At 60.1% G+C, this 20,764-nt stretch carries 21 protein-coding genes, 1 tRNA gene and 2 pseudogenes; 18 read left to right on the top strand and 6 right to left on the bottom strand.

The genetic code is table 11. From position 1 onward, the window contains the following. The first annotated feature begins 17 nt into the window (after positions 1 to 17). From phnE to JO965_RS37255, 6 genes and pseudogenes are all read left to right on the top strand, one after another. On the top strand, positions 18 to 815 hold the full coding sequence (phnE, locus tag JO965_RS37280) for a phosphonate ABC transporter, permease protein PhnE (RefSeq protein ID WP_371826998.1): 798 nt from the start codon (positions 18 to 20) through the stop codon (positions 813 to 815). Beyond that, positions 815 to 1,498 (top strand): DUF1045 domain-containing protein, encoded by a 684-nt coding sequence (locus tag JO965_RS37275; RefSeq protein ID WP_203445842.1) that lies wholly within the window; start codon positions 815 to 817, stop codon positions 1,496 to 1,498. Before phnE ends, JO965_RS37275 begins: the two co-directional genes overlap by 1 nt. A gap of 11 nt (positions 1,499 to 1,509) precedes the next feature. Continuing rightward, positions 1,510 to 2,649, top strand: a complete 1,140-nt coding sequence (locus tag JO965_RS37270; RefSeq protein WP_203445841.1) for an alpha-D-ribose 1-methylphosphonate 5-triphosphate diphosphatase — start codon at positions 1,510 to 1,512, stop codon at positions 2,647 to 2,649. Positions 2,650 to 2,653: 4 nt separating this feature from the next. Then, positions 2,654 to 3,202 carry a phosphonate metabolism protein/1,5-bisphosphokinase (PRPP-forming) PhnN gene (gene phnN, locus JO965_RS37265; RefSeq protein WP_203445840.1) on the top strand — a complete coding sequence of 183 codons (549 nt, stop codon included), beginning with the start codon at positions 2,654 to 2,656 and terminating at the stop codon, positions 3,200 to 3,202. Positions 3,203 to 3,864: 662 nt separating this feature from the next. Continuing rightward, a complete protein-coding gene (locus tag JO965_RS37260; protein ID WP_203445839.1) occupies positions 3,865 to 4,581 on the top strand; it encodes an IS6 family transposase in 717 nt (238 codons plus the stop codon). Between the two features lie 51 nt (positions 4,582 to 4,632). Then, positions 4,633 to 5,112, top strand: a pseudogene (locus tag JO965_RS37255) (integrase core domain-containing protein); the annotation flags it as partial. A gap of 1,117 nt (positions 5,113 to 6,229) precedes the next feature. Here JO965_RS37255 and JO965_RS37250 read toward each other — a convergent pair. Continuing rightward, positions 6,230 to 7,120: a LysR family transcriptional regulator gene (locus tag JO965_RS37250; RefSeq protein WP_203445838.1), complete on the bottom strand. Its 891-nt coding sequence runs from the start codon at positions 7,118 to 7,120 to the stop codon at positions 6,230 to 6,232. Positions 7,121 to 7,274: 154 nt separating this feature from the next. Here JO965_RS37250 and JO965_RS37245 point away from each other — a divergent pair, with 154 nt between their 5' ends. From JO965_RS37245 to JO965_RS37220, 6 genes are all read left to right on the top strand, one after another. After that, positions 7,275 to 8,120 (top strand): lysine/arginine/ornithine ABC transporter substrate-binding protein, encoded by an 846-nt coding sequence (locus tag JO965_RS37245; RefSeq protein WP_203445837.1) that lies wholly within the window; start codon positions 7,275 to 7,277, stop codon positions 8,118 to 8,120. 54 nt (positions 8,121 to 8,174) lie between these two features. Then, positions 8,175 to 9,308 (top strand): FAD-binding oxidoreductase, encoded by a 1,134-nt coding sequence (locus JO965_RS37240; protein WP_203445836.1) that lies wholly within the window; start codon positions 8,175 to 8,177, stop codon positions 9,306 to 9,308. Then, positions 9,289 to 9,597, top strand: coding sequence for a (2Fe-2S)-binding protein (locus tag JO965_RS37235; RefSeq protein WP_203445835.1), 309 nt, complete (start codon positions 9,289 to 9,291; stop codon positions 9,595 to 9,597). Before JO965_RS37240 ends, JO965_RS37235 begins: the two co-directional genes overlap by 20 nt. Beyond that, positions 9,594 to 11,105: an FAD/NAD(P)-binding oxidoreductase gene (locus JO965_RS37230; RefSeq protein WP_203446765.1), complete on the top strand. Its 1,512-nt coding sequence runs from the start codon at positions 9,594 to 9,596 to the stop codon at positions 11,103 to 11,105. Before JO965_RS37235 ends, JO965_RS37230 begins: the two co-directional genes overlap by 4 nt. 15 nt (positions 11,106 to 11,120) lie before the next feature. Further along, positions 11,121 to 11,465 carry a RidA family protein gene (locus JO965_RS37225; protein WP_203445834.1) on the top strand — a complete coding sequence of 115 codons (345 nt, stop codon included), beginning with the start codon at positions 11,121 to 11,123 and terminating at the stop codon, positions 11,463 to 11,465. A gap of 143 nt (positions 11,466 to 11,608) precedes the next feature. Beyond that, positions 11,609 to 12,196 carry a YigZ family protein gene (locus JO965_RS37220; protein ID WP_203445833.1) on the top strand — a complete coding sequence of 196 codons (588 nt, stop codon included), beginning with the start codon at positions 11,609 to 11,611 and terminating at the stop codon, positions 12,194 to 12,196. Between the two features lie 123 nt (positions 12,197 to 12,319). On the opposite strand, the gene JO965_RS37215 is transcribed toward JO965_RS37220, so the two are convergent. Together JO965_RS37215 and JO965_RS37210 are read right to left on the bottom strand one after the other, a co-directional pair. Then, positions 12,320 to 12,396 (bottom strand) — tRNA-Trp (locus JO965_RS37215). Beyond that, positions 12,395 to 12,844, bottom strand: coding sequence for a transposase (locus tag JO965_RS37210; RefSeq protein WP_203445832.1), 450 nt, complete (start codon positions 12,842 to 12,844; stop codon positions 12,395 to 12,397). The genes JO965_RS37215 and JO965_RS37210 overlap by 2 nt, the downstream gene beginning before the upstream one ends. Before the next feature lie 723 nt (positions 12,845 to 13,567). On the opposite strand from JO965_RS37210, the gene JO965_RS37205 reads away from it, so the two are divergent. The 3 genes from JO965_RS37205 (at position 13,568) to JO965_RS37195 (ending at position 15,108) form a co-directional block, all read left to right on the top strand. Next, positions 13,568 to 14,257, top strand: coding sequence for a hypothetical protein (locus JO965_RS37205; RefSeq protein ID WP_203445831.1), 690 nt, complete (start codon positions 13,568 to 13,570; stop codon positions 14,255 to 14,257). Positions 14,258 to 14,270: 13 nt separating this feature from the next. Next, positions 14,271 to 14,525 (top strand): WGR domain-containing protein, encoded by a 255-nt coding sequence (locus tag JO965_RS37200; protein WP_203445830.1) that lies wholly within the window; start codon positions 14,271 to 14,273, stop codon positions 14,523 to 14,525. Positions 14,526 to 14,673: 148 nt separating this feature from the next. Further along, a complete protein-coding gene (locus tag JO965_RS37195) occupies positions 14,674 to 15,108 on the top strand; it encodes a PACE efflux transporter (RefSeq protein ID WP_203445829.1) in 435 nt (144 codons plus the stop codon). A 73-nt stretch (positions 15,109 to 15,181) separates the two neighbouring features. Here the strand turns inward: JO965_RS37195 and JO965_RS37190 are convergent, their stop codons facing one another. From JO965_RS37190 to JO965_RS37180, 3 genes are all read right to left on the bottom strand, one after another. After that, the gene (locus JO965_RS37190) at positions 15,182 to 16,138 is read right to left on the bottom strand and encodes a tyrosine recombinase (protein WP_203445828.1); all 957 of its coding nucleotides are present in this window, start codon (positions 16,136 to 16,138) and stop codon (positions 15,182 to 15,184) included. A gap of 117 nt (positions 16,139 to 16,255) precedes the next feature. Beyond that, entirely contained in the window at positions 16,256 to 17,194 is a 939-nt protein-coding gene (locus tag JO965_RS37185) for a nucleoside hydrolase (RefSeq protein ID WP_203445827.1), read from the bottom strand. A gap of 134 nt (positions 17,195 to 17,328) precedes the next feature. Beyond that, a complete protein-coding gene (locus JO965_RS37180) occupies positions 17,329 to 18,354 on the bottom strand; it encodes a purine nucleoside permease (protein ID WP_203446720.1) in 1,026 nt (341 codons plus the stop codon). 718 nt (positions 18,355 to 19,072) lie between these two features. On the opposite strand from JO965_RS37180, the gene JO965_RS37175 reads away from it, so the two are divergent. The 3 genes and pseudogenes from JO965_RS37175 to JO965_RS49775 form a co-directional block, all read left to right on the top strand. Then, entirely contained in the window at positions 19,073 to 19,618 is a 546-nt protein-coding gene (locus JO965_RS37175; RefSeq protein ID WP_203445826.1) for a gamma-glutamylcyclotransferase, read from the top strand. Between the two features lie 209 nt (positions 19,619 to 19,827). Next, positions 19,828 to 20,478, top strand: a complete 651-nt coding sequence (locus tag JO965_RS37170) for a hypothetical protein (protein ID WP_203445825.1) — start codon at positions 19,828 to 19,830, stop codon at positions 20,476 to 20,478. A 4-nt stretch (positions 20,479 to 20,482) separates the two neighbouring features. Then, positions 20,483 to 20,572 (top strand): annotated as a pseudogene (locus tag JO965_RS49775) (hypothetical protein); the annotation flags it as partial. Between the last annotated feature and the right edge of the window lie 192 nt (positions 20,573 to 20,764).

The raw sequence follows: 20,764 nt of genomic DNA, 5'->3' as shown, positions 1-20,764 counted from the left end.
TCAAGCTTGTAAAGGCAATCGGGGATCGCGCCACTTCATCGCCAAAAGCTGAGCACGGATCCGGCGGACGCCGAAACCTGTTCCTATTAGCCGTGCTCGTAGCAGCGCTCTCCTGGAGCTGGGGACCGGCCGAAATAAGCCGCTGGACCTATCTTTTTACCGATTCCGGAAACATGGCCGAATATGCGGCCGGATTCCTGCGTCCCGATTTCAGCGGCTGGCGCCATTATCTCGAGGAGATGCTGGTCACGATCCAGATTGCGCTCTGGGGAACCTTCCTCGCGGTGGCGCTGTCGATACCCTTCGGAGTTCTATCCTCGCATAACATGGTGCCGTGGTGGGTCCTACAACCTGTGCGGCGGCTCATGGATCTTTTTCGCGCCATCCATGAGGTTGTCTTTGCCGTCCTGTTCGTCGTGGCGGTCGGTCTCGGCCCGTTTGCCGGTGTCATGGCTTTGTTCATTCACACGACCGGAATCCTGGCAAAGCTGTTTTCCGAGGCGGTTGAGGCGATCGACCCGCGTCCCGTGGAGGCCATCCGCACGACGGGCGCATCACGCGTCCAACAGGTGATTTATGGCGTGATCCCGCAGGTCCTGCCACTCTGGATTTCGTATTCGCTCTATCGGCTTGAATCGAACGTCCGGTCCGCGACTGTTCTCGGCATCATCGGTGCTGGCGGCATTGGCCAGGTGCTCTTCGAGTCGATACGCGCCTTCTATTATCCCGAAGCATCAGCGATCCTGATCATCGTCGTGATCACGGTCACGATCATGGATCTGATCTCGCAACTTCTCCGCCGGCTGGTGATCTGATGCGGGCGGCAATCTACTTCACCCCGGCCAAGGACCACCCGCTGACCTTACGCGCAGCCGAGTGGCTGGGACGCGACGCATTCGATCGTCGTCCGGTACGTGACCCTAATCCAAAGATAGACGTGCTCGTATCTGAGCCCGCACGTTATGGGTTCCATGCAACGTTGAAGGCGCCCTTTCGGCTTGCCGATGGCAGGACGCTCAACGATCTCGACCGGGCACTAGCCGCATTCGGGCAAAGGATGCAGTCTTTCTCTCTCGGAAGGCTTACGATTACCCGTCTGGACAGCTTCTTTGCACTCACGATTCAGGCCACGCTTCCGCTGTTGCTTGAAGCTGAGGAGGCCATTCGCATGGCCTTTGAACCATTCCGGGCTCCGCTGACCGAGCAGGAGCTGGCTCGGCGCGATCCGCAAAGTCTGTCGGAGCGCCAGCAGGCGAACCTGTCGCGATGGGGCTATCCACACGTGGGTCCGGACTTTCGCTTCCACATGACGCTGACCAACTCGATTGTGGACGAGGATGAGGCAGCCCGGGTCGAAAAGCGGCTGCACTCCCAGTTCAATCCCGTGCTCGAGACCCCTGTTGTCATTGACGCGCTCGCGCTGTTCGTCGAGCGGAAACCGGGTGCACCCTTCCATGTTCATTCGCGCCAGCCGCTTCAGGGCGGCATGCCATCCTAAGTCATAGAGCCATGAACCGAGAACTCATCTTCACCAATGCACGCATCGTCCTTGCCGACGAGATCGTTGAAGGTACCCTTAAGATCCAAGATGGCGATATCGCCGATATCTCGAGTGGGAGCTGCAGGACAGGCGAGGATTGCGCGGGTGATGTGCTGATCCCAGGCTGTGTCGAGCTGCACACCGATCACCTTGAGACCCATTTGCAGCCACGCCCAAAGGTGCGCTGGAACATGGATGCAGCACTCCAGGCGCATGACGGTCAGATTGCAACGTCAGGTATAACGACCGTCTTTGACGCACTTCGGGTCGGCTTAGAGGGTGATACCGAGTTCGGTTCGCAAGAGATGTCGGCCATGGCAGACGCCATCGCGTCGGCGAGTGCCGATGGGCGCTTACGTGCAGAGCACTTCATCCACCTGCGTTGTGAAGTTTCGGTGTCTGACGTGGTGGATCATTTCGACGAGCTTCGAGGCAACAAGCAGGTTCGTCTTGCCTCGCTGATGGATCACGCACCCGGGCAGAGGCAATTTGTCAGCCTGGAAGTCTACCGTATCTATTATCAGGGCAAGAAGAAGCTCAGCGACATCGAATTCACCGCCTATAGTGAGAGACGTATTGCGGAATCGGCGGCCAATTCCGAGCGCAACCGCCGGCTCCTCGCCGATCGCTGCCGCGCGGCTGGCATTTCGATCGCGTCCCATGACGATGCGACGCGCGAGCATGTGGAGGAGAGCGTCTCGCTCGGGGTTGCCCTGGCAGAATTCCCGACCACGATCGAAGCCGCAACATTATCGCGCGATGCGGGACTGCATGTGCTCATGGGCGCGCCGAATGTTGTGCGAGGCGGCTCTCACTCGGGCAATGTATCGGCCATTGACCTCCTGCATGCCGGCGCGCTCGACATCCTGTCCTCAGATTATGTGCCGTTTAGTCTCGTCCAGGCGGCCTTTCTTCTCGCCGAGCGGGCCGACATCAGCCTGCCCCACGCAATACGCCTGATCTCAGCCAATCCGGCCGATGCCGCGGGCCTGTCAGATCGCGGCCGCATCGAAATTGGGCGGCGTGCCGATCTGGTGCGTGTCCAGGCCACCAGCGGTCGGCCGCCCCGGGTTTACTCGGTCTGGCGCGAGGGGGTCCGCGTTGCGTAAGGGAATGCTCGTTGCGATCGTCGGCCCCAGCGGGGCAGGCAAGGATACGGTTATCCGAGCCGTTGCAGAAGCGGTGCGCGATCAGCCTGACATCATCTTCGTGCGCCGAGTCATTACCCGTTTGTCAGACGGCATCACCGAAGATCATGATACGATGACCTCGGAAGCGTTTGAAGCAGGACGTGCTGCCGGCATGTTCTGTTTGAGTTGGGGGGCACACGGGCTCTTCTATGGACTTCCTCAGTCAGCACTTGATGCAATTGATCGAGGCAACACGGTCGTCGCTAATGTATCCCGTGCTGCTCTTAACGAGGCAGTGCGAACGTTCGGCCGGGTTGCTGTCGTCGAGATTACGGCCGATCCGGAGATCCTGCTCAAGCGCATCGTGGCTCGGGGTCGAGAGAGTGCAGAAGAAGCGAAACGGCGCATCGCACGATCGGTCGATTTTCACCTACCACACGCGGCATGCAGTTACGTGCGGATCGACAACTCCGGCCCAATTGATGTCGCCAAGGATCAATTGACCAAGATACTCAGCTCATCATCGATCTGATGCCGAGCAGGCAGATTTCGAACTGCAGGACCTTCGGGTGTTTGGATAGCTCGGCATCGCAGAACCGATGAAGTCGCCCAGCCAATCGAGGCGTAGCGCAACCTCGCTCCTTATAGTTGAGGCCTTTGCAGGCGACCGGCTCCCATACCGTTCCATAGTACCTCATTCTCTCCTCGATATTCGGAACGCGGCTATATGATATCAATCAGGAAGCATACGTCTTGAGCAGACGCAGCAGAGCGAATCCTTAAATCTCTGTTCCGCTTAAACTGCAGAGAGTCATGCCAACGCGCTCGTCTGGCCTCCGATCACATGAGACCCGTTGGCGCCGAGCACAATCTACACGGTGAGACCTGCGACGACGTCGGCCGATTGGGGTGTCATCAAACCATCATCTGATCATCATCCAACCTTTGCATGTCAGGGCTAGTACCTCGGCCGTCGCGGTGTGGTGGCGTTTTCGTCCTTCCATCCGCCTTCCAAGCCGCGCCCGAGGTATTCGACCGGCTCATGCTGAAGCGTCTAAACAAGGGGATTTGAATGATGACGATAAACCGCCGTCAGGCGCTTGGGCTCCTTGGTGCAACCGGCGGCGGTTCTGTTGCAGCTTTGAAGCTTGCTCCGCCTGAGCTACGACACGAAGGTGTTGAGAGGGGCTGGCGGTGAAGCAGAATAACAAGAACCCGTTCAAGGGGCGGCACTTCACGGCGGAGATCATTCTGTGGGCGGTGCGTTGGTACCTGCAGTTCCCGATCAGCTATCGTGACCTGGAACGCATGCTTGCGGATCGTGGGATCCAAGCGGACCATACGACCTTGTTCCGGTGGATCCAGGCTTATGCACCCGAGCTCGACAAACGTATCCGTCCCCATCTGCGCATGACGAGCGGCTCTTGGCGCGTGGATGAGACTTATATTCGGGTGAAGGGTGAGTGGGTGTATCTGTACCGCGCTGTCGATGCGAGCGGGCAGACCATCGACTTTCTGCTCTCACCCAAACGGGATGCCGCGGCCGCACGGCGGTTTTTCCGGAAGGCTTTGAGGCAGTCGCATTCGGTCAATCCGCGGACGATCACGGTCGACAAGAATGCGGCTTACCCCATCGCGGCGAAAGCCATGAAGCGGGATGGGGAACTCTGGCGTTTCGCCAAACTCCGGCAGGTGAAGGTCCTGAATAACATCGTCGAGCAGGATCACCGGCGCATCAAGCGGTTGGTTCGTCCTGGGCTGGGTTTCAAGAGTTTCGTGACAGCCTCACGGACGGTGGTGGGTTACGAGGCTATGGCGATGACCCGCAAGGGCCAGGTCGCGATCGCACCAGCAAACGACATGCGGGCTCAGCGTGATTTCATTGCGGCTCTCTTCAGCGCTGCGGCCTAACCTGGGATCATTCCCGGCAGTCTCTTGACCTTTATCTGGGTTTGCAACAGATCCGTATTGACCGACAACGGCACCCACTTCACTAGTCCCGGCAACACCAGTTCGGCAGCCCCTCTGATCAAAGAAGCCATGGAACGAGGCGAGATCTTCCGCGCTCATTCCTTCGAACTCGCCTGTGCCCAGAATGACATTGATCATCGCCTGACCAAGCCGCGTCATCCCTGGACGAATGGGCAGGTTGAGCGGATGAACCGGACCCTCAAAGAGGCAACCGTCAGGCGCTACTACTACGATACTCATGACCAGCTGCGAGGCCACTTGGGTGACTTCCTGACCGCCTACAACTTCGCCCGAAGGCTCAAGACCCTGCGCGGCCTCACCCCCTATGAGTATATCTGCAAAATCTGGACAACCGAGCCCGGACGCTTCAGGCTCGACCCGCTCCACCAAATGCCGGGACTAAACACAATCCATTGTCACCAGCTTAGCGCCATGGCAGCGTGGAACGCTGCAGCCAGCGTTGCCGCTTGAACACTTATGTCTCCAGCTAAATCTCATCGCGTCCAACGACAGTTAACGTGACAAGCCCCACGTCACTTTCTGCCCCTGAACTCGCGCAGCAGAGCTTGAGCCTCGGAGTCCTCACTGCACTTGCTGCACTGCAGCATATAGTAGTACAGCTTGGCCATGAGGAGCGGCTTTTGACGGAATACGGCTATGCTTTTTGGGCATAACACCCGCGGCCTGTCAGACGGCCTTAGTCCAAGGAAAGCCGGTTCCTTTCATCTCGGCCTCCGGCCCAATGTGCCGCCTACGGCAACTGGCTGCAGATTAGAATAGCGGTGGCGACGGCGGTCATGGCGGTGGCAACCAAGCCAATATCGACAGCATCCGCCCTTGGCGACTCCGCCCTTGGCGACGCGGACTTCAACAATCGCTCAAACAATGTTTCGCCTCCACCGGCATAGCTCAGTTTATCGCCAGATGGTGCAGTGCAGCACCAGCGCAACCCGGGTGCGACAAACGGGCAGGCTATGGATCTGTGCGGTCATGACGAATTCGCCGCGCAAGGCTTGCCTTGGCTGGACAGTTGCCTCAGCCGTAATCCCGGCCAAGCCTAGAAGGCGCGGTCCTTCGCATCATTGCGGGATAGATGACGGAGGTTTGGGTAATTGAGTCACAATGGCATGGCAGTTGTAGGCGATCCAAACGACTCTGCCGCTGGAGAGTGTGAGCGCTTTGACACTGTCGTGGATAGATGAAGCTAACGACTTCTACGGCGAGCGACGAACACCCCGGGATAGTACGTGGATGACGTCGTTGACATGACGAAATATCCTACAGCTAGTTCCATAATGTTTGTTACCAGTCCTGTGCGTGTAGGCGCAAAGTTGAAATGTCAGCACTGAGCAACGTCCAAATGCGCTTATCCGTGCAGTCTTAATACCATTATGCTCTTTGATCGTTCCGGTTTGCAGGCGTGTTAGGTTGTCCGCGCGTTACGTGGATCTTATTCGGACTTCCGCATCGGGCACTTATCGACTCCGCTCTTCGCTACGTTTTGAACCGAGCACTATCTGCGTTTCGACCTCGATCATCCGATGTCAATCACTTCAAGCCTGAGACTAACTTATGCTGTGCAGCAGCATCATGCCGGCGTCCAACTGCCAATATACTGTCGAAATCCGTGCATGAAGGTTGTAGCCAATGCCGAAGCTGAGTGCTGAGGCGAGCGCAGGGCAACAAACCCGGCGTCAATGAAAGGGGTGAATGGCTTCGCGACGATGCCCTTGTCGAAAAACTCCGCTGCCGAATAGGGATCCACGAGGCTGATGCCGCCACCCTCGGCCACAAGAAGACAGGCAATGTGGGATAAAGGCGTTTCGAGCGAGATTGTTCGTGGGATCCCTGCAAGAGCCGTGTCGATCCTGGATCGAAAGAGGGTGCCCCGTCCGATCCCGACGAAGCGCTCCCCCTCAAAGTCGGCTGGCGTAATAGACTCATGCCGCGCCAGAGGGTGATCCTTTGGCATAATTGCTACCGCTGCCACGGGGATAGCCTCGGGTTCCATCCCGACCCGGTCAAGCGGTCCATCCGCGTACCCGAAATCAGCCTGACCACTTGCGACCGCGTCGATGACGAGGTGAGACGGTACTCCGCTGATCGAGATATGGACGCCCGGCCTGCGGGTGGAAAACTGGGCCACAAACCGGGTCAAGACGCTCCCAGCAAGTGCTGGCATCGCTGCAATCCGCAGCGAACCAGCCGTCTGGTCGCGGAGCGCCTGAGCGAAGGCTCCGATCCGCGAGAGGCCGACAAACGACCGCTCGACTTCCACAAGGAGGGCTGTCGCTTCAGCCGTGGGAACGACATGGTTTCCGCGCCGCTCGAACAGCGTAAGCCCCGTTACACCCTCAAGGCTCTGGATGAGCCGACTGATCGCCGGCTGGGTCACGAACAGAGCCTCGGATGCGCTGGTGATACTGCCCGTGAGCATCACCATGCGGAAGGCTTCGATTTGACGAGCAGTGATATCCATCGGCGGTGGCCTAGCATAACATCAAGACATACTGAGATGAATAAATCTGATTTGACGTTATGCAAAGGCCCCGATCATTGTGTCCGTTGGAGCATCAGAGATCGACTCGAACAGACCGGCTGATGGTCTCAAAGCCAGTTGAGGAACAAAGACGATGAACACCTTGGGAGTCTTGGGGGCTGCTGCTCTCAGCATTCTAGTGACCGCGAGCGGAGCGGCGGCACAGGAGAAGACCGTCAAGATCGCCACGGAAGGCGCCTATGCCCCGTGGAACTTCACGGGCGCGGGCGGCAAGCTGGAAGGCTTCGAGATCGATCTCGCCAACGACCTGTGCGGCCGCATGAAGGTGAAGTGCGAGATCGTCGCCCAGGACTGGGACGGCATCATCCCGGCGCTTCAGGCCAAGAAGTACGACGCCATCATGGCCGGCATGACGATCACCGATAAGCGTAAGGAGGTGATCAACTTCTCCATTCCGTACGCAGACACACCAAGCGTTTTCCTGACGGCAAAGAACTCGCCGTTGGCCAAGCTCCCGGGCACCGGCCAAGCGTTCAACCTCTCGACCCAGCAGGCGGCTGCCGAGAAGGCCATCGAGGATCTCAAGCCGCTCCTGAAGGGCAAGTCCATCGGCGTCCAGACCTCGACCATCCAGGCCAACTTCGCCGACAAGTACCTGAAGGGCACGGCCGAGATCCGGGAATACAAGACCACGGAGCAGCACGACCTCGATCTCGCAGCCGGCCGCATCGATGCCGTCTTCGCCGGTGCCGCCCAGGTGATTGGCACCCTCGAGAAGCCCGACTTCAAGGACTATGCCGTTGCGGGTCCATCCCTGACGGGTGGTCTTCTCGGTGCTGGTATCGCCGTGGGCCTGCGCAAGGACGAGGGCGATCTCAAGAAGGCCTTCGACGAGGCGATTCAGGGCGCCATCAAGGATGGCACAATCCAGAAGCTCTCGATGAAGTGGTTCAAGACGAACATCACGCCTCAAGGCTGAGGCGCATCATGCCCAGCGGGGCGCTCGCGCGCCCCGCATTTTCGGATGACAGGAATGGCAGTCAGTCGAATACACGCGGAGCCCGACATCATCGTTGTCGGCGGCGGTCTCATGGGTGCGTGCCTGACCTGGGGTCTGGCACGGCAGGGATTGCGCGTTTGCGTGTTGGATGAGGGCGACATTGCGCTGCGCGCGTCCCGAGCAAACTTCGCCCTGATCTGGGTGCAGGGGAAGGGCCTCGGGTTCCCCGCCTACACCGCCTGGACGAAGGCTGCGGCCGCGGCTTGGCCTCAGCTGGCGTCGGATCTCAAGTCCGATACCGGAATTGATGTCGGCCTTGATCAGCCTGGCGGCTTCACCCTTTGTCTTTCCGACCGGGAACTGCAGGCCAATGTCGATGCGCTGAGGAGACTGCACAACCAGCCCGGCGCGGTGGCACATCCCTACGACGTGCTCGATCATGGGCAAGCGAAGGCGCTGCTCCCTGCGATCGGCCCTGACGTGAGTGGAGCGATCTACTGTCCTCTGGACGGGCACGTGAACTCGCTCCGGCTCTTCCGGGCTTTGCATGCCGCGTTCAAGATCGGGGACATCGACTATCGGGCGGATCATGCGGTTGACACGATCGAGCCTCAGGCCGGGGGCTTCGTGCTGAAGGGAGCGTGGGGCGAGATCAGCGCACCGAAGGTCGTTCTTGCGGCCGGGATCGGCAACGCCCGGTTGGCTCCCATAGTAGGGCTCGACGCCCCAATGAAGCCGAGCCGAGGGCAGATCATCGTCACCGAGAAGGCCTCTCCCTTTTTGCGCCATCCCATCGTTACGGTCCGCCAAACCGATGAGGGCGGTGTCATGATCGGCGACAGTGAGGAAGCGGATAGTGCAAGTCTCACGATCGATCACGCAATCTCGTCCGTCATGGCCGATCGAGCCATCAGGATGTTCCCGCTGCTGGCAGACCTGAATGTCGTCAGAACGTGGTCGGCGCTTAGGGTCATGACGCTGGACGGCTGCCCTGTCTACGAACAGTCCCGATCCCATCCCGGCGCCTTCGTCGCAATGGCTCATTCAGGCGTCACCCTGGCTCCCCAACACGCTTACAATCTGGCGCAGGCGATTGCTGCCGGAGTGATCCCGGATGAGATTTCGGTCTTCGGAACCAGGAGGTTTCATGTTCCGGCGTGCGCCTGATCGCAGCGGCGATCAGGTTACTTTCACTTTCGATGGAATTCCGATCAACGCATCGGCGGGGGACAGCGTCGCTGCCGCACTCCTTGCAGCGGGCATCCGCTCCTGCCGCACGACCCCCGTTTCAGGCGTACCGCGAGGCCCCTATTGCATGATGGGCGTGTGCTTCGAATGTCTGGTCAGGATCGATGGCGTGGGCAACCGGCAGGGGTGCCTTGTCCCAGTGCAAGAAGGAATGAAGGTCGAAACCCAGAAGGGTCCGCATGTCCTGTCAGCGGAGCCGGCGCCATGACATGCACCATAGAGGGCAAAGCGGCCCATACGGTCAAGGATCTCGCCGATGCCTATGACGTTATCGTCATCGGTGCTGGGCCTGCCGGACTGTCCGCAGCAACAACGACTTCGACCCATGGAGCGCGCACGCTTCTCGTCGACGAGAACCAGACGCCTGGCGGCCAAATCTACCGGTCCATTCTCCTTGCGGAGACGGCAGATCGTCAGCGCCTCGGAGAGGACTACTGGAAGGGCCGGGAGATTGCCGAGACACTCCTTCGCTCGGCAGCTCAGTATGCTCCCGCAACGACAGCGTGGAGCATTGGGCCAGCAAACGATGAAGGAGGCCGGTTTATCGGCCACGAAGTCGGAGTCTCAGCCAGTGGAACGGCGCGCCTGATCCGCGCAAGGCAGGTTGTGCTTGCAACGGGTGCGCTTGAACGGCCCTTTCCGATACCTGGATGGACGCTGCCCGGTGTCATGACGGCGGGCGCCGCCCAGATCGCGCTGAAGACATCTGGCCTCATTCCGGAGGGGAGGGTGGTCATCGCCGGGACGGGACCGCTTCTCTATCTCCTGGCCGCTCAGTTGATCGAGGCTGGCGCGACAGTCACCGCGGTTCTCGACACAACCCCCAGAAGCAACTGGCTGAAAGCCTTGCGCCATATGCCGGCCTTCCTGACCTCACCCTATGTCAGCAAGGGACTGCGGCTCCTGCGCACGGTGCAGCGCCGTACGAAGGTGGTGCGGTGGGTCTCGGCCTTGTCAGCCGAAGGGCAGGGAGAACTGAAGGACGTCGTGTGGACGGCGGGCGGGCAGGAGCATCGCATGCCGGCGGACCTTCTCCTGCTTCATCAGGGTGTGGCTCCCAATATCAATTTCTCCAATGCGGCCGGCTGCAAGCATGTGTGGGACGAGACGCAGCTCGCTTTCCGGCCACAGGTCGAAGAATGGTACGAAACCTCCGTTCCCGGCATTGCGATCGCGGGGGATGGAGCGGGAATTCGCGGTGCTGAAGCGGCGGCCCTTCAGGGCAAGCTGGCAGGGCTCGGGTGCGCGGCCCGGCTTGGCTTGATCGGCAGTGAGGATCGCGATCGGCATGCGTCCTCGCTCAAAGTCCAGCTCACGAAAGTCACACGAGGCCGGGAGTTCCTTGATGCCCTCTACCGGCCTTCCAAGGCGTTCCGGGTGCCGCAGAACCCTGAGACCATTGTCTGCCGCTGCGAGGAAATCTCCGCCGCCCAGATCCGGGCATCGGTGAGCGCGGGCGCGATCGGCCCGAACCAGATGAAGGTGTTCCTGCGCTCCGGCATGGGACCGTGCCAGGGCCGGCTCTGCGGACTAACGGTCACAGAACTGATTGCAGACGAACGCGGCGTGAGCCCTGACAAGGTCGGCTATTACCGGCTGCGTTTCCCAATCAAGCCACTGAGGCTGCGCGAACTGGCTTCACTGCCGCAGTCGGACGCGGCCAAAGTTGCGGTTTTGGCCGACCTCGCCGACACACATCATTCGAAGGTCAACTAACCAAGGAAAAACCAAGTGACTGAGCGGCATATTCAAACGCCCATCATGCATCGCGTCGTCGTGCACAACGGACTTGTCTTCGTCGGCGGGACGGTCGCTGACGATATGTCGGTTGGACTCGAGGGGCAGACGGCACAGATCCTTGCCAAGTTCGACGAGTATCTCAGGACGGCCGGCACGGACAAAACCCGTCTGCTATCTGCAACCATCTTCCTGACGGATCTCAACCGAAAAGCCGAGATGGATGCGGCCTGGAAGCGATGGCTCTCGCCGGAGAGTTTTCCTGCACGGGCCACTGTAGGCGTCGCTGATCTAGGCGAAGATACTCTGGTCGAGATCGTGATCACGGCCGCCGCCTGATCAAACAGACATACGCTGGGCGAAGGAGACCACTCGTCGGCATTGACAGAACCTGAAGCGGGTAATGACTGAGGGCAGCGCAAGATCAGCAAGTCTTGTTCAAGCCCCTTACCTGACCAGCACGATAGGTGTAAGGCGGGCCTATGTTCACGCTGGACCAAACCACATCGCTCGAGCAGGTGATCAAGAAGAGCCGGTTCATCGCCGTAGCCGGCCCGCTTGCGAACGAGCAGGAGGCCAAGAGGTTCATTGCGGACCATTCCGATCCGAACGCCAATCACAATTGCTGGGCCTGGCGGACGGGTCAGACCTACCGGTTCAGTGACGATGGCGAACCCGGTGGCACCGCCGGTAAGCCGATCCTCCAGGCTATCGACCGGCTCGAGCTCGACCATGTTGCTGTGGTCGTGACGCGTTGGTTTGGCGGTGTCCTGCTGGGCAGCGGTGGACTGGCGCGGGCCTATGGCGGGACCGCAGCAGCCTGTCTGCGCGTCGCTCCTCGCGTTAAGATAGTACCGGTTCAGGAAGCAAGTATCTTTGTCCTGTTTTCTGACCTTGCGCTGGTGAGGGCACGGCTTTCCAGCGCTTCAGGGGTTCAGATCCGTCATGAGAGCTTTACCGAAGCAGGCGTGACCATCACCGCGGATCTGCCTGAGGAGAACACTGAGCACATCATCCGGATGATCACGGATGTCACCAGCGGGCGCGCATCGATCACGCGAAAGCAATGATGCCCAGGACGTGAGAGCTAGGACGAGGTGCCGGCCAGTTGTCTTTGAATCACGTCGTTGCGGGCGCCAGACGTTGTTGAGCCCCTGTCCGAAGATGCCAGGAAGTGATCAGGGTAGGGGTGCTGGCAGGAGTGGAGGGACTCGAACCCCCAACCCCCGGTTTTGGAGACCGGTGCTCTAGCCGATTGAGCTACACTCCTAAATGGTCGTTCCACAGGAACTGACCAGAGGCGGGGCCTTATGCGGCGAACGCTCGATAGCGTCAAGCTTCCGGCTGGCTCTCAAGTGGGCATGCTCAGGTGGCATGTAAGTGAGCTTCCGCAGTTCGATGTCGACTTCCAAAGCGAATTGCGGATCAGTGTAGAGCATAGCCGGCGTGCCTGAACCAGCTCGAGCATCCTCTGCGGTGATGGTATCGAAGGCTGGTTTAAGTTCTGCTTCCAGGGTTTCGAGGCTGCGGGCGGCTTTGGCCTCGAGCCGCTCTTTCATTTTGGACCAGGGGTGCTCGACTGGGTTGAACTCGGGCGAATAGCGCGGCAAGTACACCCGCCCGATCGCGGCACGGGCGAGAAGCTCACTGACTGTCGTGGCATGGTGCAGGCGCAGGTTGTCCATCACCAGAATGGCGTCGGGTTTCAATGGCTTCATAGCGATCGTCATCCTCGCGGGTCCGGCCAGTCTCATACTTGTCCATGAGAAGCTCACTCGAACGCAAGCCCAGGAAGTCTTTGAATCGTTCGAACCACCGCCAGTCCTGCGCCAGGCCTACACTCAGTGTGCCGACGCTCCCAAGCAGCAGCGTCAACCCAGTGCGACCAGTATGTGAACTTCTTCGAAGAGTGCGCCGCTCAGACGAACGAGTGCGGCCCGCAATCCGTCTACGAGGTCCTTACCAAGCTCATACTTTCAGAGCCACCCAAGAGATCAAAACCGGAAAAGCCTGTTATTCCGACTGGCGTCTAACCCAATAACCAGTGACAATCTCGTTTCGACGGTGCGTGCGACATTACTCAAGTGATCTATTCCCGCGAAACCACCGCGAAACCGGAACACATCGCATGCGCCCTGGTGAGAGGTCTGGTGCTCAGCCTCCTGCCGGGGCATTCCCGTTTATGCACAGCCACATGTTGAACCACTGTTCTGGCTGCGGTATTATTCGCGGGTAGGTGTTGCAACCGGCACCATACAGAATGCGCCCTGACAGTGAGCTCCGCACGGCTAACTCTGTCAGGGCGTTGTCGTTTGTGAGCGCCTTGCTCTCAGGGGTGACGAGGCGAGCGGAAACCATAGTGCGGGATCAGGGTTGCCGCTCCGGTCCAGCGCCCTGTACGAATGGCAGGCGTCCACAACCCCTCACCTTGATAGGGTGCCATGACAGTTCGCCGCCGCTTTCTGCTCACCCCGTCCTTCGCCCGCCTGATCCGGCGCGAGAGGGGTGGACTGCGCCACGTCGAGGGCTTCTTCCCCGAGCAGCGGGACCGCTCTGCCTGGATCCGCCTCGAAGAGAACAGAGGTCTGCTGATCCTCAAGACGGTCGGCGCTGATGGTGAGACCGAGGACCAGTGCGAAATCCCAGCGGGCCATGCCCATGCGCTGCTTGATGTCTGTGCCGGCGAGGTCGACTACACCCGGACCGCCGTGCCGATCGGCGAGGGGCATGCCCTGGTCGACGAGCTCACCCGGCCCCGTGCCCTGCACCTCGTCACGGTGGAGTTTGCGTCTGACGGGGAGGCGAGGGGCTTTCATCCGCTGGAATGGTTTGGGCCGGAGGTGACGGCGGATCGGCGCTATACCAATCAGTCCATCGCTCTCAAGGGGCTCGATGCCGTTGCGGAGATCCCGCTGTCCGACGCGGCGCTCGACAGCCTGATCGACACCTTGGATGGCCATGTCCCTGCCCAGGCGCCAATGGTTGCCAGCCGGCCCAAGGCTAAGCAGGTGCCGGTGACCAGGGCTAAGGCCCAGACGGATGGCGGAGCCGTCAAGGTCAACCTCGACGACATCGAGGCGGCGATGATGCGCGAGATGGAGAACACGCTCCGGAAGGGCAAACCCGAGTAGGAGCTCTGCCACGATGCCGGATGCCCGCTCGCCCATACGGCACCATCTGGTGCTCTATCGGCGTGACCCGGAGCAGGGCAGGGCGCGGTTCTTCAGCTTGATGATCGAACGGGATCTGTTCGGCACGATCCGGCTGGTCCGGAACTGGGGTTCCGTAGGCTCCAAAGGCAACGAGAAGGTCGAGATCTTTTCCGACGAGACCCAAGCCGCGCAGGCGCTGGAAGGCTGGGCCAAGGCCCAACGACACAAGGGCTATACGGACCTTTGATCTCGCCATGGTCGGCTCTCGTTTGGGTCCCGGCCTCTTGCCTCGAGTAGACCTGTCGACCTATATGGAGGCGCAAGAGAGGACGACCTCCCCCAGACACTGGGCCGATCGTTCGGGACGACCCGAGCTATGCCCCCTGGGGGACTTCATGCGAACCTCACGCGACCGCATTCGACACGCGATCAGCTTCGAAATCATTGGACTGGCTCTCGTCACACCCCTTGGTGCCTGGGCGTTTCACATGCCTGTGCATGACATCGGCGTGCTGGGGATCGTCGGCGCGACGATCGCAACGCTGTGGAACTACATCTACAATCTTGGTTTCGACCACCTCATGCAGCGGGTGCTGGGAAGCACCAGGAAAACTGCCTATTTCCGCATAGTACATGCTGTGATGTTCGAGGTCGGGCTCCTGATCGTCCTGCTGCCGCTCTTCGCCTGGTATCTCGGCATCAGTCTCTGGCAGGCCTTTCTGATGGATGCGTCCTTTGCCCTTTTCTACATAGGCTATGCGTTCGTCTTCAATTGGACGTATGACCGCCTGTTCCCGTTGCCAGAATGGCAAAAACTGGAAGTCGCATGATCGCTAGATGGGCGCGGCGATATCTGTGGCCTGATGGTCTGCCGCTAGCACGTGAGATCCCCGCTCCAGCGGTTCAGGCGGCTGTCGTATGCTCCTCCTTATTGAGAGGATGAAGGTCGCGGACCATCTGGTGCAAGCGAGAGGTGTCCAGATGGGTGTAGATCTGGGTGGTCTCGATGCCGGCATGGCCGAGCAGCTCCTGCAGCACGCGCAGGTCGGTGCCGCCGGCATGCATGTGGGTGGCGAAAGCGTGCCGCAGCACGTGAGGCGATACCCGCTCAGGATTGGAGAGGTCGGCGGCCACAGCAGCTTCCTTGATCTCGAGCAGGGCGGCCTGGCGCGTCAAGGCCTTGCTGCCATTGCGCACCGAGTGGAACAGCCACTGGCTTGGCTTGCCCCCAGAGTACGCGCTGGCGAGCTTCTGCCATTGGGCAATGGCCGCGATCGCTCGCTCATGCAGGGGCACCAGGCGCTGCTTGTCGCCCTTGCCGCGCACCAGCAGCATGCGCGTGCCCGCAGGCGCCGCATCGGACGGTAGCGACAGCGCCTCGCTGATGCGCATGCCCGAGGCATAGAGGGTCTCGAACAGGGCAGCCCGTCGGGCATAGCCGGCCTGCCGGTAGAGGCCAACCGAGGGATCGGCCGCAAGCCTGTGGGCGCTCTCCAACAGTGCTTCCGTCTCGGCAATCGACAGGACGAACGGCAACTTCCGGGCTCGCTTCATCGTCGACAGATTGCTTGTTGGGTCTCCGGACCCGAGTTCCTCGGCGACCAAAAACTTGTGCAACCCCCGCGCCACCGTAATGCGTCGGGCCATGGTCGATCCGGCATAGCCGCGCCCATCGAGAGCGGCGATGTAGTCGCGGATCTGCTCCAGGCCGACGTCGTCCAAACCGAGGCTGTTCTCATCGAGCCAAGCGAGATAGCAGTTCAAGTCATCGGTGTAGGTGTCGATGGTACCGGCCGCGGCGCCGAGCTCTGTTGCCAGGGCATCGAGCCAGAGCTGGGCCAGCCGTCGATTGGGCCGCATGAGATCCTCCTGTAAGAGGACCCTGCCACGGTACCGGTTACAGACTTCTTGTCAAAATGTTTGTTATCAGCCACAAACCATGTAGCCGCAAAGTTAAAATGTCCTGATCCTGCGTCATCAGGGCAGACGGCGGAAGCTCTCGAAAATCAGATCGTAAAGCCCTTCGGCATCAACATCACGGACGACGTAAGCGTTCTTTTGCCGGTTGGTGACGCCCCACCAATCGATCACTGTCATCCCAGTTGTCAGAGGAGAGGTCGTCTCGACCTCGACATTCACATGGAGACCCGAGAACAACTCGGGTCGCAGCAACCAGACAACTGTTGTCGGATCGTGCATCGGGGCGCGGTCAGTTCCGTACTTCTGCCAGTCAAACTGCTTAGCGTAGGTGAGGAGTTCCGCGAAGATCGGGCCGACCTTATTCCGCATTGTGCGAAAGCGTTCGATCCGATCAGCCGTCACATGAGCCTTATGGGTGACATCCAGCGGCATCATCACGACTTTGGCTCCGGAACTCAACACTCGCTCAGCCGCCTCCGGATCCACGTAGCAGTTGAACTCGGCGGCCGGAGTCACATTGCCGCCCTCCGACAAAGCACCGCCCATCCAGACGATCTGTTCGATCCTCTCAGCTATGCACCCGTCCCGTTCGAGGGCATTTGCTATGTTCGTCAATGGGCCAAGAGCACAGATCGTTATTGTCTTCGGCGGCCGGCTTACAACCTCTTCAACGATGAAGTCTGCCGCATGCAGTGACTGGACCGGCATCGTCGGTTCTGGGAGATCGTATCCGTCAAACCCGGTTTTGCCGTGTACGTATTCGGCCGTGAACAGAGGACGGGCCAGAGGAGCCTCGGCTCCGGCAAATGCCCTGACATCCTGTCGCTCAGCGAGCTCCAGGATCTTGCGAACGTTCCGGACGGTATGATGAAGGGGAACATTGCCGGCGACGGCACAGACCCCGAGAACTTCGATCACGGGAGAGCCCAAAGCCGTTAAGATAGCAATCCCATCATCTGGGCCAGGATCAGTATCGATAATAACCTGCTTCTTCATCGATCTGCGCTCACAGGCACCTCTGACCTCTGCCTTCAGCAAATGCTACGCCACAGTTGAAGTGCATTGATTTCTGCATGATTGTGATCGCCCATCCAGACCTGTGAGGGGCCGGATGGGCTACGCTGCCAGCCTTACTTCGGAACCCCAGCGCTCCAGTTCTGCCAATCCGCCACAACGGTGTGAACGAACCTGGCGCCGACCCGGTAGGCGTTCGTGACGGACGGAATGTAGCCGCCCGACTTTGCCGTCAGGGACTCCACCGGGGTCTGACCCGATCCTTCCCGATCGAAGTTCGACGCAGTCCTAAGGATGGCGACCCTGTCGAAGTTAAGGAGGTTGGCATCGGCACCGCGCCGAAGGGCCGTCAGGGTTGCGTTGTCCTCCTGCTGCGTCGTGCAATAGTTGGCCTCGCCATTGGTGATCAGCTTCGCCCATGCCTCCATCGTGGCACCAAGCTTAGAGCCGTGCCACCATGTATCCATGGAGATCGTATCGCAGATGCTCACACGCGGTGCGGCATTCGCCGGAGCGGCTGCGTACCGCGCCCGATAGGCTTTGGCGGCATCGCCATCGGCCAAGTCCACGTCCTTGGTCAGATTGTAAGCCTTCTGCAGAAGATCCTCGTTCAGCCGGTAGACTTCGCTTCCGTACTTGAGCTCGACCTTTTCGCCCGGTCGGCTCGCGCCGATGGCGACATAGCCGGTGCTCCAGTCACCGGGCATTTCGCGGGCATCGATCGCATTCTGCAGGCCACCGTCGACGGCAAAGCGTGCCCAATGAGCCGATCCCAATGTTCCATCCGCAGGATCGACACCAGCAATTCCGGCAATGAGAAAGTAGGTCTGTGAGAGGTCAAAGCGGCCGCTGTAGATCATCGCCGAAACAGAGCTCGCTGCGTTAGCATAGCCCATGCTGGTGGTCATCAGGCAGAGACCGGCATCCGTGCACGAGACATCGGGGAAGGTCTTCGACAGGCCAGGAACCGCTACTTTCCGGGTGAACGGCTCATTATCCAGCCAGGGCTTGGCCTCACCAGCGAACATGGTAATCACCACCACCTTGGGGCTGAGGCGTTGCGAGGCTTCCTGTGCGGAGAGGGCCAGCGGAAGGCTAGCCGCGATAAGGCCTAAAAGACCGGCTCTAAATTTACGTAACATCATCAGCTCCTCACGTCTACGATCACAATTTCTCCAGCAGCCAGACGGCTATCGGGGTGTCGACTGGGTTTGGTCTACCAAACCCAGTCGGATCGGAGCTATCGGAATGTTCGATCTTTGTTGCTTGTCATGCAGGCAGAGGGCTCGTTGAGGCCCCAAATCTGGTCATCGAGTGGGCATCTCAGCGATGCATCCATAGGCGGTTTGGGCCGCCAACTTCTGCTCGACTTGGCATCTGGTAAGGAGTCTGCCTCGTTGAGCGACTCCGCGGCTATACTCAGTTAATGTGACATTCCCACAATGTGACATCCCCTAGAAGATCCTGCGCTCGCTGGCGTTAGCAGGCAGGCACTTCGAGACTTGGGACGAGATCACCAACGCGGTCCACCGCTCCACGATCTACTGGAACGCGCATCCCCATCCCTTCATCTGGGGCAAGCGCCGTCGGCATCGACCACGCCGTGCACCCGGTGTCGCCCTCCTGCCGAAGGCTGCATAACTTACCGGATGATCCACTTCGACGGATCGCCGTGCTGTCCCACTCCGCACTTACTGAACACATCCAGCAAGGGCCGTGTGAGCGAGATCACAGTCGACAATCCCATTACTCGCTATAAGGGAATAATCGTTCGCTAAAGCGAACCTGGCCCTTGGAAAGTGCAGAGCCGTCAGCAGCGTGGACTCAGCCGCTCCGTGACGGCGCGAACAGGACTGCGTCATGCTGGTATTTGCTTATGGCTCGCTGATCTGGAACCCGGGTTTCGACTATGAGTCGACGATGCCCGCGATGGCTCCCGGCTGGCGCCGTTCCTGGTGCATCCCTTCTACTGTCCATCGTGGTTCCGCTGACAGTCCCGGCGTCGTCCTCGGTCTTGTTCCTGGCACCTGCTGCATCGGCATCGCGTATGAGGTCACCGATGTCCGGGAGGCCGCGGTCCGGCGCTACTTGGCGGAGCGCGAGACCGCGGAAGATGGCTACGTCGATTCCTTGATCGACGTTCTGACGCCGCGGGGATGGGACAAGGCCCTCTGCTATGTCGCCGATCTCTCGAATCCCTGCGTCCGCGAGTTGTCCGAGGCGGGGCTCCTGTCCCGGCTCAGGACCGCGTGGGGCCGGGCAGGAACGAACGCCGATTACGCCAAGAACACCATCGCTGCCGTCATGACGCTCCCACGTCCCCTTGCATGGCCCGAGCCGTGCCCCGGCATGGCTCTGCGACTTGCGGGCATCCTGTGCGGAAACGCCGGTGCCGAGTGGGTCTGAAGAAGGTCTGGGCCGTTACCGTCACCCTCGGCTTTGAGACCCGAAGTCGTGATTGTCGGGAGCCCCTGGCTTCGAGATCGACAGGGGATGGACCAGCTTGCGCGAGGTTGTGATCCCTGGGCCACACCTGGCCCGCTACTGTTTCCGGTTAGGTTGACTGATGTTCTTGGAAAGGTAGGTTGTCAGCCCCCTAAACGATGCCAAACGCCATGAGATTCATCACCTCCAGCATCATGAGAGGAGCGATCCCCGCTCTCGGCTTCCTTTTCCTGACTGCAGGAACGCAAGCCCAGACCCTGAACGGCATTCGCATCGGGGAGGAGATCTCGGCTGCGTCGCGGATCGCCGGGAAGCCGGCCTCGAGGGTTGCCGCTGGCGCCCACGAGGAGGTCAGATGGAGCCTGCCGGACGGGAACAAGCTCGCGCTCGCCACGGATCCGGGGAACGGACGGATCGCCTTTGCCAAGGAGACCTGGGGCGGGCGCCCAGACGGGAAGCCGGCCGACTTCCCAGGCTTCACCTACGGCGAGACCACCCTGGCCAACATCCGGGAGCACGCGGAAAATAATGGTTTCGCCTTCGTCGAGCGCCTCGTCGAGGAGAAGCCGGATGGGCTGAGGCTTTTCAATTCCTACGAGGTCGAGGGGACTCCAGGCCTCGTCGTGACCTTCGTCACCAGGATGTCCGCAAAGGATTCACAGAGGCTGCTCAACAAACAGCCGGGCCTGGACATCAATAAATCAGCCCGATTGGAATCGATCATTCTAGGGGATGCTAGGTATCTGGACTCCATCTGGGGCGAGCGGAAGCTCAAGGGCAAGAACTACAAACCGATTCGCTGGGCATCGATACGGCCCTAGTCTACCCTTCAAGGTCGTCGCTGTCGCCTTGGCCAACAAGATGGCCCGGATCGCCTGGGCGGTCATGGCCAGGAGCACGGCTTACGAGCCCGGGAGGCAAGGGAGCGGCCGCGCCGGCGGCCTCATAGACGACCAGCTCAAAACCATTCGCCCCTTGGGGCAACCCAGTTGGCACGGTGACGATGAGATGATGTGAAGCCAAGCGGATATGGATCGCCGGAACTGGCAAACCCGTGGTGTCGTCTGGCGTCAGTCGAGCGCGATAATGTGAGAGGGACCAGCTCCA

The sequence above is a fragment of the Microvirga sp. VF16 genome (assembly GCF_016864375.1).
GTDB lineage: Bacteria > Pseudomonadota > Alphaproteobacteria > Rhizobiales > Beijerinckiaceae > Microvirga.
Note: the sequence above shows the minus strand (reverse complement) of the source record. Positions and strands in the feature narration are given on the sequence as shown.